A 23,611-nucleotide genomic window follows, 5' to 3' on the forward strand; every position below is an offset into this window, starting at 1 on the left:
CAAGAACCAGACAGCAGGGAGGCTCGTCATGTTTCTCATTGGTGCAGTTATTGTATTCACGGTGTTCTTTTCGAACGTGGCTTTGGGCGCTTTTGCCGATGCAGCGTTTCTTGGAGACGTTGGGGAAATGTTGGTTCTGTCTTGTGCGACGGTTCTGTTTGTCGTCGCCATTTTAAGAAAAGAAGCTGACCGCTCGAAGAACGACGGCAGTCAATAAGTCCAAAGGGAGGAGATCCAAATGGATCATCAAGATCGCAAAGAGATTGCGTCACTAGAACGCCGGAATTTTCTGAAAGTTGCATCGACTGCGGGCTTCACCGCCGCCTTGGTCGCAGGTGCCGCAGGAACGCTTTGGTCTACCGAAGCCGCAGCGCAATCAGCCAATGAAGAGCGTGATCGTGAAGCCGCAGCAGAGCACACAATGACCATCGCTACAGCGTATGTTCTGGGTGCATCACGCAGCTATCCGATCATGCAGCTGGATCTCAAGGAAAACATCCAGAACGCCACAAATGGCAAAGTCTACGTCAAACTGGCCCCCGGTGGTCAGTTGGGTGCCGGCGGCGCGCTTGTTCAGGCTGTTCAGGGTGGCACCATTCAGGCCGCACAGCATTCGCTGTCCAACTTTGCGCCCTTTGCGTCCACAGTTGATCTGATCAACATGCCTTACCTCTGCGGGTCCAACCAGCGCTTCACCAACCTTGTGAACTCTGACTTCTGGAACACCAACGTCACACCCAAGATCGAACAAAACGGCTTTAAGCCGCTGTTCTACGTGAACATTGACCCACGTGTTGTGGCCGTTCGCAAAGGCGGCAACGGTGCCGTGTTGACGCCAAGTGATCTGGATGGGGTGAAGTTCCGCGTGCCGGGATCGGCGATGTTGCAGCAGTACTACCGTATGGTTGGCGCCAACCCGACGCCGGTTGCATGGGGTGAGACGCCGTCTGCGATCCAGCAAGGTGTGGCTGATGCGCTTGATCCATCTGTTGGCGCACTTTACGTCTTTGGTTTCAAAGACATGCTGTCCCACGTGACGTTCACGCAGGCCGTGCCGGATTCGCAGGTTTATTCGTGTAACCTCGAATGGTTCAATTCCATGCCTGCTGACGTTCAAGACGGGATCATGTGGGCGTCCGAGATGTCCGGCCACCAGAACCTTGCCAAAGTGCCATCTGCGCGTGCGCATGCCATGGCTGAACTGTCCAAAGCTGGCGTCGAATTCCACAGCCTGTCTGAGGATCAACTGGCCGAATGGAAAGCAGCCGGTGGGTATCAGCGTTCCGAATGGGACAAGTTCAAAGTTGAGCTTGCCGGTTCCATGGACGCCTTCGCGCAAATGGAAGAAGCTGCGGGTACGCAAGGCAAATACTACGTACACGACGCGTAAACGAACCTGTCGGACGCTTATTCAGGCGTCCGACACCCTTTCTCTTCGACATGCAGAGCGGTCCGCACACGGGATGTGCCCTCTGTTCGCATGACAACCGAATGGACGGATTATGGAATTCCTGCGCAAATTTGATAACAACGCGGAACGCTGGTTGCTTTTGACCTTTTACGTGATGCTGGTCATCACAATGGCCGTCGAAGTGCTGCGCCGCGAGATATTCGCCTATTCGTCCATCTGGGGCGAAGAAATCGTGCGGTATTCCTTTATTTATCTGGCGTGGATCGGGGCCTCTGCCGCCGTTAAGGAACGCGCGCACATCCGGATTGATGTGGTTATGCATTATCTTGGTCAACGCCCCAAGGCGCTGCTTTATATGTTTGGCGACATCGTCATGATGATCGTCGCCGTCATTGCGCTGTATTGGTCGTTTGAATCTGTGCATGTGTCGTGGAAATTCGGATCGGTGACGGATGGTTTGCGCATCTCGAAGGTCTGGTTCCTGATGGCGGTGCCAACAGGTTTTGCCCTGATGATCTGGCGATTGCTGCAATCGCTACGCCGCGACTTCATTTCCCTCAAGACTGGCAAGCCGGTCTATGAGGGCGACACTCTGTTTGATTGAGGAGCGACGCTATGCTTTGGAATACTGTCGCGCAGACTGTTGAGCTTGGCTGGGATTTTTATGTGCCGGTCATCCTGTTCGTGGCGCTTATCGCAATGGCCGTGCCTGTGTGGGCGGCGATTGGATCCTCTGCCATTTTGATGTTGCTCATGTCCGGCGACCTGCCGCTCAGCCTTGTGGGCGAGCGTTTGTTTACCGGCATTGACGCCTTTGCATTGACGGCGATCCCGCTGTTCATCCTGACCGGCGACGTGTTGGTTCGAACGGGGCTCAGTCGTAAATTCCTCGACGTGGCCGAGGCGCTGACATGTTTTACCAAAGGCGGGTTTGGGTCTGCGACAGTGCTGGTCTGCGGTATGTTCGCTGCGATCTCGGGCTCTGACGCGGCGGGTGCTGCTGCGGTGGGCCGTATGACGATCGCCCGTCTGGTCGAAGCTGGATACCCCCGCCCCTATGCCTGCGCGCTGGTGGCCGCTGGTGCCTGTACCGGCATCCTGATCCCACCTTCCATCGCCTACATCATCATCGGCCTTGTGCTGGGGGTTTCCGCCTCCACCTTGTTCCTCGCGGCCTTGATCCCCGGTCTGTGTATTTTGTTTGCGATCCTGATCACTAACCTCGTTGTGAACCGGATCTACGCTTATGAGGGCGGCGGTAATCTGACGTTTATGGAATGGCTCGGCAACCTTGGCCGTTCCCTGAAATCAGGCTGGTATGCGTTCATCGTGCCCGGCATCATTTTTTACGGGATTTTCTCGGGCCGTCTGACCCCAACAGAAGCTGGGGCAACAGCCGTCGTGGTCACAATCTTGATGGGTTTCCTCCTCAGAACGCTGAGCTTTGCTGATTTTCCCGCAATGTTGGTCAGCTCGGCCAAGGTCAATGGCGTGATCCTTCCGATCATCGCCTTTTCTGCCCCACTGGCCGAAGCCCTCGCGATCATGGGTGTGCCACAAGGCTTTGTGACCTCAGCCACTAGCCTTACCAATGAACCGTGGATCCTGATCCTGTTGATGATCGGCATCCTGATCGCGGCGGGTTGTGTGATGGAAACCACGCCCAACATCGTGATCCTTGCGCCGATCCTTCAACCTTTGGCCGAAAACATCGGCATGAATGAAATCCAGTTCTGCATCATGATGATCACTGCCCTTGGTGTGGGATTCATCACGCCACCGCTGGGCCTTAACCTCTTTGTTGTCTCGGGCATTACGGGCGAATCTATTCTGAAGATCGCCGCACGCGCCGTGCCCTTTGTATTGTGCATGTTTGTCGTGGTGTTATTCATTGCCTATGTGCCAGCCGTTTCAACGACTTTGCTTCCAGATATCTACAAGTAGGACCCCAAAAAATGACACGCGAATATCTCAAAAAGGCGACCCTGACATCGGCGTCCGGCGCATCCGACGTCCACGATACGGTTGTCTCAATTCTGGATGACATCAAAGCGGGTGGCGACGCCAAAGCGATGGAATATGCCGCAAAGTTCGACAATTACGCGGGCAATGTTCTGTTAACGCAAGCCGAAATCGAGGCCGCAAGCGCGTTGGTGCCGGACAAGTTGAAGGCCGATATCCAGTTCGCCCATGACAACGTCAAACGCTTTGCCGAATTGCAAAAAAGCACGGTTGCAGACGTCGAGATGGAGATCAAACCGGGCTATGTGGCTGGTCAAAAAGCGATCCCTGTCGATGCGGCAGGCTGCTATGTTCCCGGCGGCCGCTACAGCCACATTGCAAGCGCGATTATGACCGTCACCACAGCCAAAGTGGCGGGATGCAAACACATCACAGCGTGTTCGCCACCGCGTCCCGATGTTGGCGTGGCCCCTGCTATCATCTATGCGGCACATATCTGTGGTGCCGACAAGATTTTGGCGATGGGCGGCGTGCAAGGCGTTGCGGCCATGACCTATGGGTTGTTTGGGTTGCCAAAAGCCAACATCCTCGTCGGTCCCGGCAACCAGTTTGTGGCCGAAGCCAAGCGCATCTTGTTCGGCAGTGTCGGCATCGACATGATTGCTGGCCCCACCGACAGCCTGATTTTGGCGGACAAACACGCCGATGCGCATATTGTGGCAACCGATTTGGTCAGCCAGGCCGAACATGGCTACAATTCACCAGTCTGGCTGGTCACGGATGATCGTGCATTGGCCGAAGATGTCATGGCTCGTGTGCCCGATTTGATCGAAGACTTGCCGCAGCTGAATCGCGACAACGCCTTTGCAGCGTGGCGCGATTATGCCGAAGTCATCGTGTGCGTAGACCGCGTCGACATGGCGAATTGCAGCGATGAATACGCCCCAGAGCATTTGACGGTGATGGCCGAAGACCTTGATTGGTGGTTGGAAAACCTGACCTGCTATGGCTCCTTGTTTTTAGGTGAAGAAACCACCGTGTCCTACGGCGACAAAGCGTCGGGCACCAACCACGTTCTGCCGACCTCAGGTGCTGCGGGCTACACTGGCGGTTTGTCTGTGCACAAGTACATGAAGATCGTGACATGGCAGCGCGCCACGCAAGAAGCTTCCAAAGATGTGGCGATTGCGACGGCCCGTATTTCACGGCTTGAAGGGATGGAAGGACACGCGCGCGCCGCAGATGTGCGTCTGGCCAAATACTTCCCCGGCGAAAACTTTGACCTGACAGCCGAAGGGTGAAGACGTGACCGACACCGACACTCTTTTTGATCTGTCTGGCAAGGTTGCCTGTATCACAGGCGCCAGTTCGGGCCTTGGACGTCGTGCAGCGATCACGCTGGCTGCGGCGGGGGCTTCGGTTGTGGGTATTGCAAGACGTGCAGAGGCTTTGGACAGCCTTTGCGCTGAAATCGGTCCCAAGGCTGCGGGGGTCGTGGCCGATGTGGCAAACCGCGAAAGCCACGCGCAACTGGTTGGTGATGTTTCTGCCCCCTTTGGCGCACCGGACATTCTGATCCATGCGGCGGGTGTCAACACGCGGCAAGCGGCGGATGATGTGACACCAGAGGGCTGGGATCAAACAATTGCCCTGAACCTGTCTGCGCCGTTCTTTTTGTCGCAAGCCTTTGTACCTGCGATGCAAGCGAAAGGCTGGGGGCGCATCGTGAATTTTGCGTCATTGCAAAGCACACGGGCCTTCCCCGGTGGCATTTCCTACGGCGCGACCAAAGGCGGCATCAGCCAGTTGACCCGCGCCATGGCCGAGGCGTGGTCCCCCCAAGGGATCAACACAAATGCCATCGGACCGGGTTTTTTCCCGACAGAGCTGACGGCGGCGGTTTTTGACGATCCGGCACGTGCGGATCGAAATGCCGCGCAGACTTGTGTGGGTCGCAACGGCACGATGGAAGACATGGACGGTCCGATCCTGTTTTTGTGCTCGGATGCGTCGGCCTTTGTCACAGGGCAGGTTCTTATGGTTGACGGGGGGTTCACCGCAAAATGAAAGCGCTGGTTTATCAAGGTGTTGAAACGCTGGGTTTCACGGATGTGCCGGATGCTGTGCCGCAGACGGGCGAGCATCTGATCAAGGTTGAGGCGGTCGGCATCTGCGGGTCAGATATGCACGCCTATCTCGGCCACGATGCACGGCGTCCTGCGCCGCTAATTCTGGGACACGAGGCAGCTGGAACGATCAAAGGTGGCACACATGACGGCATGCGCGTTACTGTAAACCCGCTGGTGACCTGCGGTGTTTGCCCCGCTTGCAAGGCAGGGCGCGAAAACCTGTGCCCTGATCGGCAGATCATTTCGATGATGCCGCGCGAAGGCGCGTTTGCGCAATATGTGGCGATGCCAATGTCCAATCTGGTCGAAGTGCCGGATCATGTGCCGCTGGAAAAAGCAGCATTGGCGGAACCATTGGCCGTTAGTTGGCATGCGGCCCGATTGGCGCTTGAAGCGCTGCACCTGTCGATGGAACGTCGTGCGTTGGTCATCGGCGGGGGGGCCATTGGTTTGGCGGCTTCCCTTGCGCTTAAGGCGATGGGGCTGGACGATGTGACAATCGTTGAACCTGATCCCTCCAGATGTGCCTTTTTGCATGATCAAGCGGGGCAGACTGCGGTTGCGTCAACCGATCAGAGTTTTCCTATCGTGATCGACGCGGTTGGCTTCGGGGTCACGCGTGCCTCTGCGTCCAGCCTTGTGCAGCCGGGGGGCGTCATCGCGCATGTGGGCTTGGGGGATGACAATCCTGGGTTTGATGTGCGCCGCGCGACTTTGCAAGAAATCACCTTTATCGGCACCTATACCTACACCGCCGTTGACTTCCGCGACACGGCTGCGGCCCTTTTCGACGGGCGTCTTGGCCCGTTGGACTGGACCCAAACCCGCGCCTTGGCTGACGGGGCAAGCGCTTTTGCCGATCTGCGTGCAGGCAAGGTTGCGACGCCAAAAATCATTTTGGACCCTTGGTCTTAACAACGACGGCCCAACCGGAGATTTCCCCGTGTATCAAAAAATCCTTGTTCCCATGGCGCTTGACCACGGTGTGTCCAAAGGCACTTTGGAGATTGCCAAAGCCCTGACCGGCGGCTCTGGCGAGATTGTTGCCCTGCATGTTTACGAGGCGCCACAAGGATCGGTTCAGGCCTATGTCGATGACGAAGTCAAACAAGAAGGACTTGCGCGGGCAAAGGCCGAATTGCAGGCAAAAACCGAACACCTGAACGGCGTGAAGGCCGAGATGGTGGTGGGACATACCTATCGCTCCATCATTGATTATGCATCCGAACACAGTGTGGATTGCATCGTCATGGGATCACACAAACCGGGGTTCAGCGACTATTTGCTGGGCTCCACGGCCGCGCGTGTTGTGCGGCATGCGCCCTGCGCTGTGCATGTGTATCGCAGCACCTGACGCAGGCATCTTCGATTTTTTCTACCCAATCAGAAAGGCTTTTCTCTTATGAATATCGACAAGAAGATCGTGGACGATCTTGTCGCAAATGACGTCTCATTCGTGACTACCGTGCCATGCAAACAGCTGGCTGGTGTGATCGAAGAGGTCGAGGCGCGCGACGAGATTTTCCATATTCCTTCAAACAAAGAAGACGAAGGCATGGGGCTGTGTGCCGGTGCCTTTATGGGCGGCAAACGCCCTGCCATCATCATGCAGAACACCGCAATCGGTGTGACGATCAATACGTTGGCAACGCTTACACAATTCTACCGGATGCCGCTGCCGATGATCATTTCCTACCGTGGCGAGTTGCGCGAACCCGTGGCCTGTCAGGTTGAAATGGCCGTGCACACAAAGGCATTGTTGGCGCAGCTCAACATCCCGACTTATCACTTCCACTGGAAAGATGATGTCAAAGAATTCGACAACATCCTGAAATACACATTCATGTGCAACAAACCTGTGGCGATCCTGACCGACGCCAACTTCTGGGGAGGCTATGGCGACCAATGATCCGTTCTGAAATTCTCAAAGAAATCGCCCCGATTCTGAACCCTCACCTTGTCGTGTGCAACATCGGTCTGCCCAGCCAAGAGCTGCATATGATCGACGACAACGAACGCAACTTTTACATGCTTGGCACGATGGGCTTGTCGTCTTCCATCGGCTTTGGTCTGGCGCTGTCGCAAGACAAGCCGGTGATCTCGATCGACGGGGACGGTTCTGTTTTGACCAACCTCGGCACGTTGCCCACAATCGCCAACAATGCGACAGGCAACTACACGCTGTTGATCATCGACAACGGATCTTATGGATCAACCGGAGATCAGCCGACCTATGCGGGTATGAAAACCAACCTAACCGATGTGGCGCGAGCCTGTGGCTGTGAAAACGTGATCGAGGTGCAGGACAAAGACCTTGCGCCCGTTCTGCAAGAGGCCGTGGACAGCGACCAGATGACCATCATCGTGTGCAAATGTGACAGCGGAAACATCAAGCTGCCCGTCATCACACTGGACCCGGTTGTCATCCGCCACCGCTTTATGGAAGCCGTAAAAGCCTAATGTCTGTCAATGCCATCCATAGTGCCGAGGACGCACGGCTGATTGCAAAGCGTCGCCTGCCGTGGATGGTGTTTGACTACATTGATGGCTCTGCCGGACGTGAAACAGGGGCAGCGCGCAATCGTGCTGCCCTTGATGCCCTGACGTTGCGGCCCCGGATTTTGCGTGACGTTTCATCCCGAGACCTAAGTACGTCTTTGTTTGGAACGCAGGCCCAGCGCCCTTTTGGCATCGCGCCCATGGGCATGTGCAACTTAAGTGCGCCGGAGGCCGATCTGATGCTGGCCCGTCTGGCCGCGAAATACAAAGTGCCGCATGGTGTGTCGACCGTGGCGTCCACACCCCTTGAGCAAATCATCGACGTGGCCGAAGGGAACGCTTGGTTCCAGCTCTATTTCTCTGGTGACGGGGTTGGCACCTTCAAACTGGTCGAGCGGGCCAAGGCTGCGGGTTACACAACCCTCGTTTTGACCGTGGACGTGCCCGAGGTCGGTCGCCGCCCGCGCGAATTGCGGCACGGTTTCAAAATGCCGTTTGCGATTGGCCCGCGCCAGTTCATCGACTTTGCCCTGCATCCGCGATGGTCGTTGACGCAGCTGGCCGCTGGCAAACCCCAAATGGCCAACTTCGAGATGGACGGCTATGATTTTGACCGCACCGAAAGCCGGGCGCGGGCGACATGGGACACGCTGGCCAAATTGCGTGACATGTGGCCCGGAAAGTTAGTGGTCAAAGGGGTGTTGGACGTGGAGGACGCAGCAGGCCTAAAAGCCGCTGGCGTCGATGGCATCCAAGTGTCCAGCCACGGTGCGCGCCAGCTGGAAAGCGCGCCAGCCCCAATCGACATCCTGCCGCAGATACGCGCAAAGGTTGGCCCCGAATATCCGTTGTTCTTCGACAGTGGCATAAGGTCCGGCGAAGACGTTATGCGCGCCATGCACCAAGGCGCCGATTTTGTGTTTTTGGGCCGTATCTTACAGTTCGCCATCGCAGCTGGGGGGGAGGCGGGCCTGCACCGGCTTTGGGCGGTTCTGAGCGATGAAATGAGCATCGCAATGGCACAGACAGGACAATCGCAGCTTGTCGCCAATGCCGGGCTTGACCGTAGTTGAAGCTCTGTGTGCGGTTTAGGTCAACGTCGCAAATCAGCGGAAAAAATTGCATGCCGCCTTTGGGATGCTGTGATCAGAATTGGGCAGCCAAGTGATCTATAACTGCGCGAATTCGTGCAGTCAGATGGCGGCTTGGCGGATAGACAGCATACAGCCCCAAAACCTTTGCTTCTTCCGCTTCAAATAACAATTGAAGCCGTCCCGCGTCCAGAAAAGGTTGCGCGGTGTAAAGAGGCACCCGACCAATGCCGAGACCATCAGCCGCCATATTGGCAACTGCACGCGGTGAATTGGCGCGAAAGTTTCCCGATACGGCGACATTGTAGATTTTTTGGGGCCCTTGAAATTCCCATTGATCAATATGAGACGACGTTGTTTGCAAAAGGCAATTGTGCGTGGTCAATGCGGCGGGTTCGTTTGGGTGACCGTGCGTTTCCAGATACTCTGGCGCGGCACAGCACACGATGCGCATATCCATGAGCTTGCGTGCAACAAGGCTTGAATCCTTCAGTGCACCAAAACGCACTGCAAGGTCGTGACCTTCCTCGATCAGCGAAACATGGGCATCAGATAAATGAAGCTCGATAGACACCTTCGGATTTGCGGTTTGGAAGGGTTTTAACAAATGAACCAGCTGCGATGATCCATACCCCGTTGGTGCAGTGATGCGAATGCGACCTGCCAGCTCTGACTGACGTTGTTGAACCAACCCTTCCAGTTCGTCAAATTGCTCAAGCAATGGCAGACACCGATCATAATAGGACCGTCCGGTGTCTGTCAGGGTGACGCTTCTGGTGGTGCGGTTAAACAATTGGGCGTTCAGGCGCTCCTCTAACTGGCCGATGTATTTGCTGGCCAATTTGGTGCTGATCCCGACCTGACGTGCCCCTTCCGTAAAGGACGCATGGGCAGCAACAGCTGCAAAGGTCTTCATTCCGGCAATGGTGTCCACTATCTACGCCTCGTTCATAAATAATCTACAATTGGGTATATTATCGCCAACATCCGTTCAAGCTATCTCTTTCCGCATCGCCGGAGACATCCTCTGGCCCCACAAGAGGAACATCATATGTCCAACGCAATTCGTATTCACAGCTTTCCCTTGTCCGGTCACGCCCACCGCGTGATTTTGTTCGCAGGTCTTGCGGGCATCCACCACGAAATCATCAATGTGGACCTTGGCGCGGGTGCCCACAAATCAGATGCCTACCTTGCCAAAAACCCCGCCGGACAAGTGCCAATGATCGAAGATGGTGAAACAGTGATCAGCGACAGCAACGCCATTCTGGTCTATCTGGCGCGTAAATACGCCCCGTCCTACATTCCCAACGATCCGGTTGGCGAAGCGGAAGTGCAAAAGTTCCTGACTTTGGCTGCTGGAGAATTGGCTTTTGGACCTGCTGCTGCGCGGCTGATCAATGTCTTCAAGGCCCCGCTCGACAAGGATTTTACCCATGCAACGGCCGCGAAGGTTTTGGGAAAGCTGGATGCACATCTGAACGGGCGCGAATGGTTGGTGGGCGACGCGCCAACAATCGCGGATGTTGCGATCTACAGTTACACAGCGCACGCACCGGAGGGGGACGTTTCGCTTGACCCCTACGCGAATGTGCGCCGTCTGTTGGCCAACATCGAAGCGTTGGACGGATTTGTTCCGATGCCGACAACAGCCGTTGGCCTAAGCGCCGCATAGACGGTTTTGCGCATTGCGGGCCTGACTGTCTATCTCCGCGGTCAGGCGCGCCTCCCTTTATTTTCTTCGCCAACGAGGCATGCCATGAATGTTGCGACATCGAACCCGTCTTCCCCTTTTCATAAGGGTGAACGCGAAATGCAGGACCGCGCAGGTTTGCTGAGGTCCATGGAAGCAATTGGCAAGACCGCCATCCGCCCGTACATGCCGGACCAGCACCGTGCATTCTATGAACAGATCCCGTTTATTCTGGTGGGCAGTGTTGATGGTGATGGGTGGCCTTGGGCGTCGATGCTGACAGGTGGTTCGAACTTTATCACGTCGCCTACCGACACGCGTCTTGATCTTGATGCTCAACCACTGGATGACGATCCGCTGCGTGCAAATCTGGTGACTGGATCGCCTGTCGGGTTGCTTGGGATCGAATTGTCCACGCGTCGCCGCAACCGGATGAACGCGACCGTAAAGACAACCGCTGAAAAAGGCATGTCACTTGACGTTGTACAATCGTTTGGCAACTGCCCCCAGTACATCCAGACCCGAGATATTCAGTTTGTGCGGAAGGTGCATGCCGCAGTCGACAGGCCACCCACTGATACATTCGTAGACATGGATGCCGCGGCACAGGCTTTCATCGGGCAGGCCAATTCATTCTATGTGGCCAGTTCATCGGATGTGGCGGAAAATCCGATGGCAAATGGTGTCGACGTGTCACATCGTGGTGGTCAGTCCGGGTTTCTCAAGGTTGAGGGCAACACGATCCTTGTTCCCGACTTCTCGGGTAATAACTTCTTCAACACATTGGGCAATTTCCTTGTGAACCCCAAGGCGGGCCTGCTGTTTCCGGACTTCAGCACTGGTGATGTGTTGATGTTGACTGGCACAACAGAGGTTTTGGATGCGGATGCACCCGAGCTTGCGGGCTTCAAAGGGGCGGAACGCGGTTGGCGCTTCACCCTTGATCATGGCCTTCGGATTTATGACGCTCTGCCGTTTCGAGCGGATTTCACCGAATGGTCGCCCAACAGTCTGATGGCCGACAGCTGGGCCAAGGCAGACGCCCGCCAGACGGCTGATGCTGCGCGAAACACGTGGCGGCCCTTGCGTGTCGTCGCGATAAAAGACGAAAGCAGCGTCATCCGGTCTTTCACATTCGAGGCCGCAGACAAGCAACCGCTTCCTTTGTTCCAAGCGGGCCAGTTTTTGACCATCCGCGTGACCCCGCAAGATGCAGGCCCGCAGTTCAGAACATACACAGTGTCCTCGGCCCCCGGTGATGACGGCTACCGCATTTCCGTCAAACGCGAACCCGGTGGTGTGGTGTCCAATGACCTGCACAACAGGCTTCAGATCGGCGATGTGATCGAGGCGAAAGCACCAAAGGGTACCTTCTACATCGACGCCTTGGACAAACGCCCAGCGGTTCTGTTTGCTGGTGGTGTCGGGGTCACGCCGATGATGTCCATGACGCGGCATGTACTGAATGAAGGCGTGCGAAAACGCTACACCCGCCCGCTGACTGTGTTTCATGCGGCACAATCCACCGACCAACGCGCCTTTTTGGACGCGTTCCGCGCAGCCGAGATGCAAAGCGACGGAAAGATCAAATATGTGTCGATCGTCGGCACGCCTAAGGACGATGAGATCCAAGGCATTGATTTCGACGCCAGCGGCTACATCACGCCGGACTTGATAAAAAGCCGGCTATCATTTGATGACTACGACTTTTTCCTATGTGGTCCGCCGGCCTTTATGCAGGCCGTTTATGACGCGTTGCGCGATCTTGGTGCGTGGGACGCGCGTATCTTTGCAGAAGCATTTGGGCCCGCAACCCTGACACGTCGTGCCGACGCAGGAACGGCCACGTTTGCGCCGAACCCTGAAGCAGACGCAGCGGTGATCACCTTTGCCAAATCAGGTCAAAAGCGGGGGTGGGAAAAAGGCGGCGCGACCTTGCTGGAAACTGCAGAAACGCAGGGTATCACGCCACCGTTTTCCTGCAGAAACGGATCATGCGGCAGTTGCCTGACCAAAAAGCTATCGGGCCGCGTTGCATACCGTACCGCTGTGACCGCCACACACGCGGACGACGAAGTGCTGCTGTGCTGCGCGGTTCCTGCCGAAGGCACTGACACCCTCATTCTTGATCTTTGAACTTACATGGAAGGACTATTCAAATGTCACGCCCCCCTTTGCCGCCATTTACCCGTGAAACCGCAATTCAAAAGGTACGCCTTGCCGAAGACGGTTGGAACAGCCGCGATGCGTCCAAGGTTGCGACCGCCTATACGCTTGATACCAAATGGCGCAACCGCGCGGATTTTGTGACCAATCGCGATGAGGCCGAAGCATTTTTGTCAGGCAAATGGGTGCGAGAAAATGAATACCGCCTGATCAAAGAGCTGTGGGCCTTTACCGACAACCGGATCGCGGTGCGCTATGCCTATGAATGGCGCGATGACAGCGGCAATTGGTTCCGGTCATATGGAAACGAAAACTGGGAATTCGCCGAGGACGGCTTGATGCAGAACCGTCACGCCAGCATCAATGATTTGCCGATCCGCGAAGAAGACCGTCTGTTCCATTGGCCTTTGGGACGACGACCCGATGACCATCCGGGCCTGTCTGATTTGGGGCTTTGATCGCGCATTCGGGCGATAGACTGGACCGGCCTTCAGATTTTCTTTGGGTATAGGGTATGTGGTCTGGAAAGCAGAACAGGCCGTTCAAAACCGTTCGCCCAGCAACCGGTAACACCAAAAGGGTTCTTCGGATGCGATCTTTTGGTTCAGGGTGACGGGGGAAAACCCCGTCGCACGCTTTAGGGCGCGCCCCATGTGGGACTGATCTGCAAACCCTGCGTCAGCGGCAACTTCGGCCGGAGTGGACTGCGGATCTTGCGAAATCAGGCGATGGACGTCTTCCAGCTTGGCAAAGAAATCCAAAGTTTGTTTGCTTAGCCCTGTGCGTCGTTGAAGGCGTCGTTGCATGGATCGAAGGCTGCGTCCGGCCCCGGTTTGCGCAAGTTGGATCATCAGGTGATACATCCAGTCTTTGAGCATATCGGGAGCAGTCCGGTCAAACGGTTCACCGTTGCCTTTTGTGTCAACCCAGCTGTGCGCCATTTCCTGCCAGAACTTGGGCCATGCAGCTTCAAGGGGCGGGACAGCCAAAGGCGAAAGGGCGTGTTTAATGCGCGTCGATGGTACAGCGTCCAATGTGCCACCCAATTGCTGCCAAGCGTCGGGAAAGAAGGTGACTGTAGCGGCCAAAACCGGCCCCGCGCTCCAACTCATTTGCGGTTTGCTTTGTGGCGGCAAGAACAGTGTTCGTGGGGCAAGGGGCTGTTGTTTGAGTTGCTCAAGCGGAAGGATACCTTCGGCCAAATGCAACTGACCTTCAAAGAACATCGAAACCGAATACAGGGGGGACGCGGGAAAGTAGTTGACCCGATCTGCATCGGACAACTGCACATTGCGTGTGTCACGCACGATGCAGCCGGCGATACAGCTGGATAGCGATCCGGGTGGTAAAATAAGCTGGCAATTCGACGCCATTGAAACGCCTTTCCACAAATATGACGCCATCGTTCTATAGATTATGCCGCGGCTGTGCCAGATCATTTGCAACACACAAGAGGTCTACACATGCCGTACACATCCCCGCCAAAGAATTACCCTGTTGAAGTTGAACCGCGATTGCCGAACCCTGTTTTGCCAACTGCAAATTGGGCCGATGCGTTTGAAATCGAAACGCTGCGTGTTTTTTCTGACATGAGACAACTGGCGGAACAGACAATCGGATCAATGCCACGATGGGCGCGGTGGCTTTTAGCCATACGTAACATTCTGGTTGTGCCGTTTGGTTTGAAGTCTGACGGAATGGATGACGCGCAAGGCACTGCAGATTGTATCGATATTTTTCCGGTTCTGGACGAAACAAAAGACCGTATTGTGCTTGGCTTCGATGATCGCCATCTGGATTTTAGGATCGTTGTCGACCGCGAGGCAGCCGACCGGGCATCTTTACTGCGGGCCACAACTTTGGTGGACCGTCACAACGCAATGGGCCGGTTTTATATCGCCGTTGTTGCGCCTTTTCATCGTGTCATCGTCAAATCGGTTTTGAAAAATGCGCTTTAAAGTCATCACTGGAAACAGCTTTGGTTGGTCATTTGCGCGCTTTTTGAAGGAATTGCCGGATGACTACGTTGGAACCTTGTCCAAAGTGCAAGCGCGCCATGGCGATCTTGTGCATTGGCGCGCACTTGGCGGTGCGGTGAATTTTGCGTTTGTCAGCGACAGCGCGGCGAACAGGGATTTGTTTGTGCGCAACGCCGATGCACTTGGAAAATCCCCGTCCCAGATTCAGACGTTTTTATATGCCGCAGGCCCAAGTGTTGCGACAGCGCATGGGGACGCGTGGCGCACCAAAAGAAAAGAAGCAAACAGCTTGTTTTCACGCAGCGCGGTGGAAGCGTCTTGTGCAGGGCAAGTGGCCGTCACAGACAAATATGTATCTGGTTTAGGCGCGGGCCCGAGTGACGCAATGACGGTGGCGAGGCGGTTGGCAGCACTGACGTCAAGCCGCGGGATCTTGGGGCGCGAAGTCTCTTTGGACGAGGCCGACATCCAAATCGCCTTTAGCCAAGCCGCTGCTGACCGGTTCAACGCGGAATCAGCGCAATTGTTTGCGCGTCCCGATTGGATGCAAGCCCCGTGGCGCCGCGAATTGACCCGCAGGAAAAATGAGGTTTTCCCGATTGTTCAAAACGCCATTGATGATTTGCGGCGTTCGAACACGCCCAATGACGGATTGATGGATCATTATGTGAACGGGGATTTCATCACCTCAACGGACGAGGAAATGCTGACTATTCTTGTGGGCTTGCTGATGGGGGCGCAGGACAATATTGCGGCTGCCGCAGCTTGGGTTTTGGCTTTTCTGGCGCATTATCCGACCGTCCAAGACGACATTCGAACCGAAGTTGCCAATATCGGATCACAGGCCTCTGATCTTCACGACAGCCCATTGCTGAAAGCAACAATTGCTGAAGTTCTGCGCATGCGACCACCGGCGCCCGCCAACCAACCGCGGGTTTTGAACCGTGACGTAGACGTTGCGGGACACAAGCTTCCCAAAGGCACATATATCTTCAATTCATTTTATAATATGCATCACGATCCGCGTGTTTTCGAAAACGCGGAAGCCTTTGATCCTGCCAGGTTTTTGGATGGTTCGTTGATGCGCTCGCCGAATTTTGTACCTTTTGGACATGGGGCACGAAATTGCGTGGCTCAGGGTATGGCCATGCAGCAATTGATGGCGATTGTGGTCGGAATTCTGCGTGGCCATAAAGTGGTCGCTCAACAAGAAAGCTTACCGGAAATGGAACAAAAACCGTTTATCGTGCCCGCGCCTTTTGAAATAGGAATTCAGAGAATTTAGAGTGCGAAAACAGTGGGGTTCACCTGTATTCGGGGCAGGCACGATGCGCACCACAGGAACCTGTCCCAATCAAAGTTTGCATGCCGATCAAACCAGATAGCCCTTTTGTCGGTGTTGTCCCAAAAACACTGCTGGCTGTTCGTGTCAGATGCGCTGCGTCAGAAAAGCCTGCCTCAACGCCTGCATGCCCGATTTGGGTGCCGCCCATGGCCATGCGTGTGGCCGCGACAATTCCAGCCCAGATTTTGAACTTCCGAAATGTCTGACCGGTTGTGGCCTTAAAGTGTCGCAACGCTTGTGATCGCTCAAGGTTCAGCGCCTGCGCAAGGTCCATTTGTGACAGTCGCGTAAACGGGTCGTCATACAGACGGCTGACAATCTGCATGACACTTTGGTCACGCGGCCCCGAACTTGCATCCAACAGTGCCCGAAATTCTGACACGCTGTGATGGTCGTGCTGTTCGAAGGCTGCGGGCAGGGCGCACCAATCCGAAGACAATGGACAGAATGGTGCCTTGGATTGTGCCAGATCGACACCATCCAGATAGATGATATCCGCACCGCCCCTTCGGACAGCCACACGGTGGGCAAGACCAGGCGTTATGCACACAATTTCTGCTTCGATTTGCTGCGTGTCATTCGACACAATCACCGGATGCTGTTTTCCGACGATAACGCATGGCATCAGATTTTCATGCATCCCAAGGCCGCCTTCGTCAAAGGCAAACAGATGATTGTGAAAACTGTGGGTTGTGAAAGGCATAGGCGTGGTTTCAGAATTCGGGTGCGACACCTGTGTTTGGTGCAAGGTGCTTAACGTACAAGGATAGATACCGGATCACGACACTTTCTTGCACGTTTCTTCAAGTCATAAATGGGCCACATATGGGAAGACACTATCAGTTTACACTTAAACTGAATGGAAAACTTATGAAGCGTATCATACGCATCGCGCTGGGTGCGGTTGTTGCACTTGTAGGCTGTGGTGTCTTCTTTTGGGTGGTTCTACCGCAGCGGACGGCATCTGTGCTGATCCAGTTGAACAACATGTCTGCGGGGCTGGCCGACAAAACGCTGGCAACGGAAATAGGCGACATCCACTATCTGGAAGGCGGTCAGGGGCAAACGATTGTCTTGGTCCACGGTATCTATGCCCGCAAAGAGCATTGGGTCGATCTTGCCCGCCATCTGGTCGACGATTATCACGTCATTGCGCTTGATCTTCCGGGGTTCGGCGACAATGCGGCTTTGGCGGACGGTGAGTATCTGCTGGATCGACAAAGCGACAACCTGTCCCGGTTCTTTGATGGTCTGGGTTTGGTGGACGCGCATGTGGCCGCAAATTCGATGGGGGCCTATGCGTCGGTCCTGCTGGCACAAAACAGGCCGGATATTTTTTCCAGCCTTGCTTTTGTCGGCAGTCCCCTTGGGGTTCCAACCCCCATCCCTAGCGATATGGACAAGGCGTTGGCACAAGGCGAAATACCGTTGCTTGTGCAATCCGAAGACGATTTTCACCAGCGCAACGCATGGCTTTCCCCCCAAATGCCCTATTTGCCGGGGCCGATTTTAAACAGCTGGATGCAAAGCGAAGTGGCGCGTGGGGACCAAAATGCCCGCGTGTGGGACATCGTTCACAATCAATCCGATGTGCCAACCGTTCTGGATATTGCACCCGATTTGGCGATGGATACGTTGGTAATCTGGTGTAACCCGGACAGGATTTTTCACATCAGCGGGGCGCAGGTCTTGGATGCTGCATTGCAGGCCAGCACCTTGGTGACATTGGAAGGATGCGGGCATCTTCCTATGTTGGATCAAACGGAAAAAGTTGCCACGGCGTATCTGGATTTTCTACAATCCGTCACGCCACATGGTCTTTCCAAATAGGGCGGGTTGTCAGCCGAGCCGAGCGGCAACCCGCTGGCGTGTTTGATCATCGCAGAACGCTGCATTCAGGGCCGTTTCGGTGACGGCATCAAAATCGGCTTGGGTCCAGCCAAATGTCTTGGACAGCATTTCGTATTCGTAGCTCATTGTGGTGTGGAAGAACGGTGGATCGTCTGTTGAAACGGTCACTTTCACACCGGCGTCGCGCAGTTTCACGATCGGGTGCGCATCCCAGCCGGACACCGCATTCAGGACGACGTTTGATCCGGGGCATACCTCAAGCACAATGCCGGTTTCTGCGATATGCTGAACCAATGCGGGATCATCAATGGCACCGATGCCGTGCCCGATACGCGCGACTTTGAGGTGCTTGATGGTTTCAGCCACCATTGCAGCGCCGCCCCATTCGCCCGCGTGGCAGGTCAGTGGCATGCCTGCGTCCCGCGCGATGTCAAAGCTTCTTGTATAGTCGGCTGGCCGGCCAACCATCTCGCCGCCAGCCATGCCATAACCGGTTATGAAACTTCCGAAGGTGTCGGCGGCGCAGTGTGCGGCCGGAATACAGCTTTCGTGCCCGAAGTGGCGAATGCCTGTAACAATCCCGCGCAAAGTGATCCCGAACCGCATTTCCGCTTCCGTTGCGGCGTCTTCCATTGCCGCGACATAGTCCCGCCATGCCACAAGGTCGCCCCCGCCACAAAAGTCAGGGGATACAAACGTCTCCATGTAAACGACACCATGTTTGGCGGTTTCTTCCAGAACTGCAAACGTCAGCCGGCGAAAGTCTTCGGGTGTTTGCAACGTCGTGCAAGCTGCCTCGTAAACCTGAAGAAAGTGATCGAAATTTTCGAAAGCGTATCCACCGTCGGCTGCGAAGATTTTGGCGATGTCGATGTTTTTCTCTGACGCAAGTTGCTGAATGAAAGACGGAGGTGCGCAACCTTCAAGGTGGGTGTGCAATTCAATCTTTGGCAGGGTCTGGAACATGGTGGTGTATCTTTCGATGTGCGCACTGCAGGGCAGGAAAGGGGGATTGGACGTGCTCAAACGCGGGCAAAGCGGCAGGCCGGTATAGTCAGTACATCGTAGCAGATGTTCGCGTATTTTGTACAATTGGCGCCTATGCGTCTTCCTTGGATTGGAATGGTTGCGGGCATGTCGCCTAAGGTGATCTAGTCTGGATGCCTATTGGCCCTCAAAAAAGCCCACGATTTGCTGAGCGGCTGTCAACCTGTCAGCTGGTCGTTCAAGCGTCGCGCGGGCGGCATCGATGGTTTCTGTTGGCAAATCTTTTTCCATCTCCTCGACCAAGGCCGCGATGAAATCGTCTGTCATTTCAGGGTGATACTGTGTTGTCAGCACGTGATTGTCGATTGCAAATCCCGCAATCGGGCAACCCGGCGTCTTCGCGATAACCTTCGCCCCATGCGGCAGCGTCGTTACTTGTTCTTTGTGTGCGCCATAGATCAGGTGGGGGGCAGAGTTGTCCGTCAGGATGGTTTCCACCGTGCCAAGGACCCACCCGTCGGGATTGTAGTCGATCTTTGCCCCCAAAGCGGCAGCGATAGCCTGATGTCCAAAGCAAGCCCCGTACACGGGTTTGCGCTGGGCTATGATCGTGCGGATCACCACTGCCAACTGATCAATCCACGGATCGCCATCGCGCACTGACGCGGGGCTGCCTGTGATGACAAAGCCGTCAAAGCGGCTGATGTTGTCTGGAAAAACGCCATCTTTCACGCCGAACACCTCGAATGTCCACGTGGGACGCACTTCGTGCAGCAAAGTCTGGAACTTTTCACCATCGCGCGGATGTTTGTCCGCAAATGGGGTTTCGTCTGTGTTTGTCATCAGGATGGCAAGGTGCATGAGAAACTTCTTTACATATTTTGGACAATATATAAATATATTTATAAGTTGGTCAACTATATGAGCGTGCGTATGACAATTTGGACACCTAACGATGACGGCCACGCGGACCTGACGGATCACGACGCGTTTGTGCAGGGCGCACCCCACAATACATTTGCGCGATTGCGCCGGGATGATCCATTGCATTGGACGGAATGGGACGGGGGCAAAGGGTTTTGGTCCGTTACGCGCCATGCAGATATTTTACAGCTGAACCGTCAAAGCGACCTGCTGTCATCGGCGCGTGGCATCCGGATTGAAGACCAATCCGAAGAGGAATATCTGGCCCGTCGCACATTTCAGGAAACAGATCCGCCGGAACATATGTCCACGCGTGTGAAAGTCGCCAAAGCTTTTTCAAAACAGGTCATTTCAGGGTTCGAGGGTCAAATTCGCGACCTTTGTGTCGATATTCTGGATGAGGCGCTGCAAACCGGAACATTTGATGCCACCAAAAAGATCGCCCGCGAACTGCCCATGCGTATGCTGGGCCGCATCCTGGGCACGCCCGACGAAGACTTGCCGTGGCTTGTGGACAAGGGCGACGCGCTTATGGCGAATACCGACCCCGATTTTACCGACCACGTCATGGACAAGCTGGAAACCGATGAGTTTCGCCTGATGCCCTTCAATTCGCCAGCGGGCGCCGAACTGTACCAATACGCAGACACGCTTATGGCGCGCAAAGCTGCCGCGGGAGACACCAGCGGCATTCTGCACATGATCCGTCAGCCGGGACCTGACGGCAAATGTATCAATGAGCGTGAATTCAAGAACTTCTTTTGTCTGTTGGTGGCCGCGGGAAATGACACAACGCGGTATTCACTGGCCGCGGGCATTCATGCCTTGTGCCAACAGCCCGAGCTTTTGGGGCAGATCAAAGAAGGGTCTGTGCTGGATACGGCACCGGATGAGATCATCCGGTGGGCGTCGCCTGCCACATATTTCCGGCGCACAGCGACCCGTGATTTCGAGATGCACGGCAAAACGGTCAAAGCGGGCGACAAAGTTGTGTATTGGTTTATCTCGGGCAACCGCGATGACGCGGCCTTTGATGATCCGTTCCGTGTTAACCTTGCAAGAACCCCCAACAAGCATGTGGCGTTTGGGCAAGGCGGGCCGCACGTCTGTTTGGGCATGTGGCTTGCGCGACTTGAGGTGCGCATTTTGTTTCAAGAGCTCGCCAAACGCATCAAATCTATCGAACCGGCCGGAGATATCCAATTTCTGCGGTCCAATTTTGTGAGCGGGATCAAAACCCTGCCAGTGACTGTCCAACTTGAATAGGGAACCCCATATGACCGACCGTTTGCGCGCAGTGTTCTGCGACCACCTTAGCTTGCTGCGTGGCAAGTATTTACCTGCCTCCAAAATCGCGACCAGCAGCACCAATTTCTGCCGGTCTACGTTTGGCGTACATTTCGACAAAGACCTTTTGCCGTCACCCGGATCTATGATGATGGAAGGGTTGCCCGACATGGAACTGCGCTGGCAGGCGGACGACATCCGAGACAGCTGGCAAAGCGGTACAAAAATCGTCATTGGCGATCTGTATGGCACAGATGGCACACCCTTGGCGATGTGCGGGCGTGGCGCCTTGAAACGCGCGGTTGCGGCGTGGGCGGAAGATGGTTTGACGCCAATGGTCGGGATCGAACTGGAAGCTTTTGCCTTTCAAAAGGATGCAGACGGGGCACTGGTGCCGTATCAGGCGCCGGGGGCTGTGGTTTACGGCACAGGCCCTGGGACCGATCCTTTGGGCGTCAACGATGCCATCTGGGAGGCTGCTACGAAACTTGGCTTCCGGCTGGATATGATCACGGCGGAATATGATGCCCCGCAATTTGAATACACGCTGTCCTTTGACAACGCTTTGCAAGCGGTGGACGACATTGTGTTGTTTCGCCAACTGGCCCGCGAAGTCGCGCTGGGCTTTGGAATTGTCCTTAGTTTCCTGCCCAAGCCGATTGCAGAGGCTGGCGGGTCCGGCATGCACATCAATTTTTCTTTTGAAGACCAGAACGGCAACAACGCCTTGCCTCAAAACGGGAAAAGCGGACCTGATCACCTAAGCGATTTGGCGAAGGGGTGCATTTCGGGCCTTGTGCACCACCACAAAGGGCTTGCGGGTCTGCTGGCCCCGACGGCCTTGTCCTACAAGCGTCTGCAACCGGCAAGCCTGTCTGGATACTGGAAAAACTGGGGCGGGGACCACCGCAATGTGACAACTCGCGTGACGGAAGAAGGCGGGGCCAAGACACGCCTTGAACACCGAATGGCAGATGCCTCTGCCAATCCCTATTCAGCTGTGGCGGCTGTTTTGCAGGCCGCCCGTCTGGGGGTTACGGAAAGCTATCCGTTGCCGGCGCGGGAAACAGGCGACGGGTTTGAAACGACAGATGCCAGCGACGGTGTTGCAGCTGATTTGAACAACGCAATGGATGATCTGGAAGCAGACAGCGCCTTGGGTGGTGCTGTGGGGCAGGGTCTGGTGGATAACCATGTCTTTATGCGCCGTGCCGAGGTGGAAAAGACGGCATCCCTTGATGATGCGGCTTTGCGCGATTTCTACATTCATTACATCTAAAGGGGCAAACCTATGAACGTAACCTGGACCCTACCAGACGGCCATATCGCCACGGCGGATGTCGCGGAAGGCACCAATCTGATGGAAGCAGCTGTTGCAAATAATATCGCGGGCGTTGTAGGCGAATGCGGTGGCTGTTTGTCATGTGCGACATGTCACATCATCGTGGACCCGCAGTGGTTGGACAAAACGGGCGATATGAGCGATTTTGAGGATGCTATGCTTGACGTGACCGAAACAGAGCGGGTGGCCTCCAGCCGTTTGTCTTGCCAGATCGTGATGTCGCCAGCGCTTGACGGCATCAAATTGACAGTGCCCGACACGGAATGAAGCAGCCGCAAAAATCAGTGACGGAAACGATCCTGCATCATATCGACACCGGAGTGCTGAACCCCGGTGATTTGATTGATGAAGACGCGCTGATTGCGACTTTGGAAATCTCGCGCACACCGTTGCGCGAGGCCCTGATAAAGCTGGAAGCGCATGGGCTCATTCAGCGGCAACCGCGCAAGGGTGCCTATGTTTTCCGACCCACAATCGAAGAGTTTCTGAGTATTCTGGAAATTCACGCGGGTCTTGAAGGGCAAGCCGCAGGTCTGGCTGCGCGGCGGCTGTCTGCGGCAAGCGGCAAAGCCCTGGAGGCCTCTGTCGCCGCCTGTGATGCCCATTCGGCGACAAAAGGTGACGGTGATCCTGACGGGTACTACCAATTGAATCTGATGTTCCACGGCACCATCGCCGAAGCCGCTGGCAATACGTTTTTGACAGAGTTGGTCAAGTCGAATGCGCGAAAATTGATGGCGTATTACCGTGCGCGGTACAAATATAATGGTGTCATAGAAGCTTCCGCGCAAGAACACCGCCACATCGCGCAGCTGATCCTTGACCGTCAAAGCGCTGAGGCGGAAACAGCCATGCAAAGCCACGTCCACTTTGGCCAAATCACAGCGATGGATTTGTTGACGGCATTGGGGTGAACGCCCTCACGAGGCGCGGTTCCGGCCCATG

At 55.4% G+C, this 23,611-nt stretch carries 26 protein-coding genes; 21 read left to right on the forward strand and 5 right to left on the reverse strand.

Translation table 11 applies throughout. From position 1 onward, the window contains the following. The first annotated feature begins 28 nt into the window (after positions 1-28). The 11 genes from ASD8599_RS05390 (at position 29) to ASD8599_RS05440 (ending at position 9,074) form a co-directional block, all read left to right on the forward strand. A complete protein-coding gene (locus ASD8599_RS05390; protein ID WP_108827585.1) occupies positions 29-217 on the forward strand; it encodes a hypothetical protein in 189 nt (62 codons plus the stop codon). A 21-nt stretch (positions 218-238) separates the two neighbouring features. Continuing rightward, a complete protein-coding gene (locus ASD8599_RS05395) occupies positions 239-1,390 on the forward strand; it encodes a TRAP transporter substrate-binding protein (RefSeq protein ID WP_108827586.1) in 1,152 nt (383 codons plus the stop codon). Positions 1,391-1,502: 112 nt separating this feature from the next. After that, entirely contained in the window at positions 1,503-2,015 is a 513-nt protein-coding gene (locus ASD8599_RS05400) for a TRAP transporter small permease (protein ID WP_108827587.1), read from the forward strand. An 11-nt stretch (positions 2,016-2,026) separates the two neighbouring features. Beyond that, positions 2,027-3,355 (forward strand): TRAP transporter large permease, encoded by a 1,329-nt coding sequence (locus tag ASD8599_RS05405; protein WP_108827588.1) that lies wholly within the window; start codon positions 2,027-2,029, stop codon positions 3,353-3,355. A gap of 11 nt (positions 3,356-3,366) precedes the next feature. Then, positions 3,367-4,674, forward strand: a complete 1,308-nt coding sequence (hisD, locus tag ASD8599_RS05410) for a histidinol dehydrogenase (RefSeq protein WP_108827589.1) — start codon at positions 3,367-3,369, stop codon at positions 4,672-4,674. Positions 4,675-4,678: 4 nt separating this feature from the next. Beyond that, positions 4,679-5,440, forward strand: coding sequence for an SDR family NAD(P)-dependent oxidoreductase (locus ASD8599_RS05415; RefSeq protein WP_108827590.1), 762 nt, complete (start codon positions 4,679-4,681; stop codon positions 5,438-5,440). Beyond that, positions 5,437-6,417, forward strand: coding sequence for an alcohol dehydrogenase catalytic domain-containing protein (locus ASD8599_RS05420; protein ID WP_108827591.1), 981 nt, complete (start codon positions 5,437-5,439; stop codon positions 6,415-6,417). Before ASD8599_RS05415 ends, ASD8599_RS05420 begins: the two co-directional genes overlap by 4 nt. Positions 6,418-6,445: 28 nt before the next feature. After that, a complete protein-coding gene (locus ASD8599_RS05425) occupies positions 6,446-6,856 on the forward strand; it encodes a universal stress protein (protein ID WP_108827592.1) in 411 nt (136 codons plus the stop codon). Positions 6,857-6,904: 48 nt separating this feature from the next. Beyond that, the gene (gene comD / locus ASD8599_RS05430; RefSeq protein ID WP_108827593.1) at positions 6,905-7,411 is read left to right on the forward strand and encodes a sulfopyruvate decarboxylase subunit alpha; all 507 of its coding nucleotides are present in this window, start codon (positions 6,905-6,907) and stop codon (positions 7,409-7,411) included. Next, positions 7,408-7,962 carry a sulfopyruvate decarboxylase subunit beta gene (gene comE / locus ASD8599_RS05435; RefSeq protein WP_108827594.1) on the forward strand — a complete coding sequence of 185 codons (555 nt, stop codon included), beginning with the start codon at positions 7,408-7,410 and terminating at the stop codon, positions 7,960-7,962. Before comD ends, comE begins: the two co-directional genes overlap by 4 nt. Further along, on the forward strand, positions 7,962-9,074 hold the full coding sequence (locus ASD8599_RS05440) for an alpha-hydroxy acid oxidase (protein ID WP_108827595.1): 1,113 nt from the start codon (positions 7,962-7,964) through the stop codon (positions 9,072-9,074). Before comE ends, ASD8599_RS05440 begins: the two co-directional genes overlap by 1 nt. Positions 9,075-9,147: 73 nt before the next feature. Here ASD8599_RS05440 and ASD8599_RS05445 read toward each other — a convergent pair whose 3' ends face one another. Beyond that, on the reverse strand, positions 9,148-10,026 hold the full coding sequence (locus tag ASD8599_RS05445; protein WP_108827596.1) for a LysR family transcriptional regulator: 879 nt from the start codon (positions 10,024-10,026) through the stop codon (positions 9,148-9,150). A 117-nt stretch (positions 10,027-10,143) separates the two neighbouring features. Here ASD8599_RS05445 and ASD8599_RS05450 point away from each other — a divergent pair, with 117 nt between their 5' ends. The 3 genes from ASD8599_RS05450 to ASD8599_RS05460 all read left to right on the forward strand — a co-directional run bounded on the left by ASD8599_RS05450 (position 10,144) and on the right by ASD8599_RS05460 (position 13,409). Further along, positions 10,144-10,767 carry a glutathione S-transferase family protein gene (locus ASD8599_RS05450; RefSeq protein WP_108827597.1) on the forward strand — a complete coding sequence of 208 codons (624 nt, stop codon included), beginning with the start codon at positions 10,144-10,146 and terminating at the stop codon, positions 10,765-10,767. An 84-nt stretch (positions 10,768-10,851) separates the two neighbouring features. Further along, positions 10,852-12,921, forward strand: coding sequence for an FAD-binding oxidoreductase (locus tag ASD8599_RS05455; RefSeq protein ID WP_108827598.1), 2,070 nt, complete (start codon positions 10,852-10,854; stop codon positions 12,919-12,921). Positions 12,922-12,944: 23 nt separating this feature from the next. Beyond that, positions 12,945-13,409 carry a nuclear transport factor 2 family protein gene (locus ASD8599_RS05460; RefSeq protein ID WP_108827599.1) on the forward strand — a complete coding sequence of 155 codons (465 nt, stop codon included), beginning with the start codon at positions 12,945-12,947 and terminating at the stop codon, positions 13,407-13,409. Between the two features lie 84 nt (positions 13,410-13,493). Here ASD8599_RS05460 and ASD8599_RS05465 read toward each other — a convergent pair whose 3' ends face one another. Then, positions 13,494-14,324: a helix-turn-helix domain-containing protein gene (locus ASD8599_RS05465; protein ID WP_181364413.1), complete on the reverse strand. Its 831-nt coding sequence runs from the start codon at positions 14,322-14,324 to the stop codon at positions 13,494-13,496. 90 nt (positions 14,325-14,414) lie between these two features. Between ASD8599_RS05465 and ASD8599_RS05470 the strand changes: the two genes are divergently transcribed. Together ASD8599_RS05470 and ASD8599_RS05475 are read left to right on the forward strand one after the other, a co-directional pair. Then, entirely contained in the window at positions 14,415-14,909 is a 495-nt protein-coding gene (locus ASD8599_RS05470; protein ID WP_108827601.1) for a DUF2867 domain-containing protein, read from the forward strand. Then, entirely contained in the window at positions 14,899-16,215 is a 1,317-nt protein-coding gene (locus ASD8599_RS05475; RefSeq protein WP_108827602.1) for a cytochrome P450, read from the forward strand. Before ASD8599_RS05470 ends, ASD8599_RS05475 begins: the two co-directional genes overlap by 11 nt. A 19-nt stretch (positions 16,216-16,234) precedes the next feature. Here ASD8599_RS05475 and ASD8599_RS05480 read toward each other — a convergent pair whose 3' ends face one another. Beyond that, entirely contained in the window at positions 16,235-16,978 is a 744-nt protein-coding gene (locus tag ASD8599_RS05480; protein WP_108827603.1) for a helix-turn-helix domain-containing protein, read from the reverse strand. A 167-nt stretch (positions 16,979-17,145) separates the two neighbouring features. Between ASD8599_RS05480 and ASD8599_RS05485 the strand changes: the two genes are divergently transcribed. After that, the gene (locus ASD8599_RS05485; protein ID WP_181364414.1) at positions 17,146-18,105 is read left to right on the forward strand and encodes an alpha/beta fold hydrolase; all 960 of its coding nucleotides are present in this window, start codon (positions 17,146-17,148) and stop codon (positions 18,103-18,105) included. Positions 18,106-18,114: 9 nt separating this feature from the next. On the opposite strand, the gene ASD8599_RS05490 is transcribed toward ASD8599_RS05485, so the two are convergent. Then, on the reverse strand, positions 18,115-19,092 hold the full coding sequence (locus tag ASD8599_RS05490) for an adenosine deaminase (RefSeq protein WP_108827605.1): 978 nt from the start codon (positions 19,090-19,092) through the stop codon (positions 18,115-18,117). Positions 19,093-19,290: 198 nt separating this feature from the next. After that, positions 19,291-19,974 carry a type 1 glutamine amidotransferase gene (locus ASD8599_RS05495; protein ID WP_108827606.1) on the reverse strand — a complete coding sequence of 228 codons (684 nt, stop codon included), beginning with the start codon at positions 19,972-19,974 and terminating at the stop codon, positions 19,291-19,293. Positions 19,975-20,046: 72 nt separating this feature from the next. Here ASD8599_RS05495 and ASD8599_RS05500 point away from each other — a divergent pair, with 72 nt between their 5' ends. The 4 genes from ASD8599_RS05500 to ASD8599_RS05515 are packed head-to-tail and all read left to right on the forward strand — an operon-like array spanning position 20,047 to position 23,580. Continuing rightward, positions 20,047-21,303 (forward strand): cytochrome P450, encoded by a 1,257-nt coding sequence (locus ASD8599_RS05500; RefSeq protein ID WP_108827607.1) that lies wholly within the window; start codon positions 20,047-20,049, stop codon positions 21,301-21,303. A gap of 10 nt (positions 21,304-21,313) precedes the next feature. Then, positions 21,314-22,603, forward strand: coding sequence for a type I glutamate--ammonia ligase (locus ASD8599_RS05505; RefSeq protein ID WP_108827608.1), 1,290 nt, complete (start codon positions 21,314-21,316; stop codon positions 22,601-22,603). Positions 22,604-22,615: 12 nt separating this feature from the next. Continuing rightward, the gene (locus tag ASD8599_RS05510; protein ID WP_108827609.1) at positions 22,616-22,933 is read left to right on the forward strand and encodes a 2Fe-2S iron-sulfur cluster-binding protein; all 318 of its coding nucleotides are present in this window, start codon (positions 22,616-22,618) and stop codon (positions 22,931-22,933) included. Next, positions 22,930-23,580 carry a GntR family transcriptional regulator gene (locus tag ASD8599_RS05515; RefSeq protein ID WP_108827610.1) on the forward strand — a complete coding sequence of 217 codons (651 nt, stop codon included), beginning with the start codon at positions 22,930-22,932 and terminating at the stop codon, positions 23,578-23,580. The genes ASD8599_RS05510 and ASD8599_RS05515 overlap by 4 nt, the downstream gene beginning before the upstream one ends. The last annotated feature ends 31 nt before the right edge of the window (positions 23,581-23,611 follow it).

This window comes from Ascidiaceihabitans donghaensis (assembly GCF_900302465.1).
Classification (GTDB): domain Bacteria; phylum Pseudomonadota; class Alphaproteobacteria; order Rhodobacterales; family Rhodobacteraceae; genus Ascidiaceihabitans; species Ascidiaceihabitans donghaensis.

Bases quoted from the DNA above. Each gene is read 5' to 3' on its own strand.
- ASD8599_RS05390 (WP_108827585.1), top strand. From the start codon at position 29: ATGTTTCTCATTGGTGCAGTTATTGTATTCACGGTGTTCTTTTCGAAC.
- ASD8599_RS05395 (WP_108827586.1), top strand. From the start codon at position 239: ATGGATCATCAAGATCGCAAAGAGATTGCGTCACTAGAACGCCGGAAT.
- ASD8599_RS05400 (WP_108827587.1), top strand. From the start codon at position 1,503: ATGGAATTCCTGCGCAAATTTGATAACAACGCGGAACGCTGGTTGCTT.
- ASD8599_RS05405 (WP_108827588.1), top strand. From the start codon at position 2,027: ATGCTTTGGAATACTGTCGCGCAGACTGTTGAGCTTGGCTGGGATTTT.
- hisD (WP_108827589.1), top strand. From the start codon at position 3,367: ATGACACGCGAATATCTCAAAAAGGCGACCCTGACATCGGCGTCCGGC.
- ASD8599_RS05420 (WP_108827591.1), top strand. From the start codon at position 5,437: ATGAAAGCGCTGGTTTATCAAGGTGTTGAAACGCTGGGTTTCACGGAT.
- comD (WP_108827593.1), top strand. From the start codon at position 6,905: ATGAATATCGACAAGAAGATCGTGGACGATCTTGTCGCAAATGACGTC.
- comE (WP_108827594.1), top strand. From the start codon at position 7,408: ATGATCCGTTCTGAAATTCTCAAAGAAATCGCCCCGATTCTGAACCCT.
- ASD8599_RS05440 (WP_108827595.1), top strand. From the start codon at position 7,962: ATGTCTGTCAATGCCATCCATAGTGCCGAGGACGCACGGCTGATTGCA.
- ASD8599_RS05450 (WP_108827597.1), top strand. From the start codon at position 10,144: ATGTCCAACGCAATTCGTATTCACAGCTTTCCCTTGTCCGGTCACGCC.
- ASD8599_RS05455 (WP_108827598.1), top strand. From the start codon at position 10,852: ATGAATGTTGCGACATCGAACCCGTCTTCCCCTTTTCATAAGGGTGAA.
- ASD8599_RS05460 (WP_108827599.1), top strand. From the start codon at position 12,945: ATGTCACGCCCCCCTTTGCCGCCATTTACCCGTGAAACCGCAATTCAA.
- ASD8599_RS05465 (WP_181364413.1), bottom strand. From the start codon at position 14,324: ATGGCGTCGAATTGCCAGCTTATTTTACCACCCGGATCGCTATCCAGC.
- ASD8599_RS05470 (WP_108827601.1), top strand. From the start codon at position 14,415: ATGCCGTACACATCCCCGCCAAAGAATTACCCTGTTGAAGTTGAACCG.
- ASD8599_RS05475 (WP_108827602.1), top strand. From the start codon at position 14,899: ATGCGCTTTAAAGTCATCACTGGAAACAGCTTTGGTTGGTCATTTGCG.
- ASD8599_RS05480 (WP_108827603.1), bottom strand. From the start codon at position 16,978: ATGCCTTTCACAACCCACAGTTTTCACAATCATCTGTTTGCCTTTGAC.
- ASD8599_RS05485 (WP_181364414.1), top strand. From the start codon at position 17,146: ATGAAGCGTATCATACGCATCGCGCTGGGTGCGGTTGTTGCACTTGTA.
- ASD8599_RS05490 (WP_108827605.1), bottom strand. From the start codon at position 19,092: ATGTTCCAGACCCTGCCAAAGATTGAATTGCACACCCACCTTGAAGGT.
- ASD8599_RS05495 (WP_108827606.1), bottom strand. From the start codon at position 19,974: ATGCACCTTGCCATCCTGATGACAAACACAGACGAAACCCCATTTGCG.
- ASD8599_RS05500 (WP_108827607.1), top strand. From the start codon at position 20,047: ATGACAATTTGGACACCTAACGATGACGGCCACGCGGACCTGACGGAT.
- ASD8599_RS05505 (WP_108827608.1), top strand. From the start codon at position 21,314: ATGACCGACCGTTTGCGCGCAGTGTTCTGCGACCACCTTAGCTTGCTG.
- ASD8599_RS05510 (WP_108827609.1), top strand. From the start codon at position 22,616: ATGAACGTAACCTGGACCCTACCAGACGGCCATATCGCCACGGCGGAT.
- ASD8599_RS05515 (WP_108827610.1), top strand. From the start codon at position 22,930: ATGAAGCAGCCGCAAAAATCAGTGACGGAAACGATCCTGCATCATATC.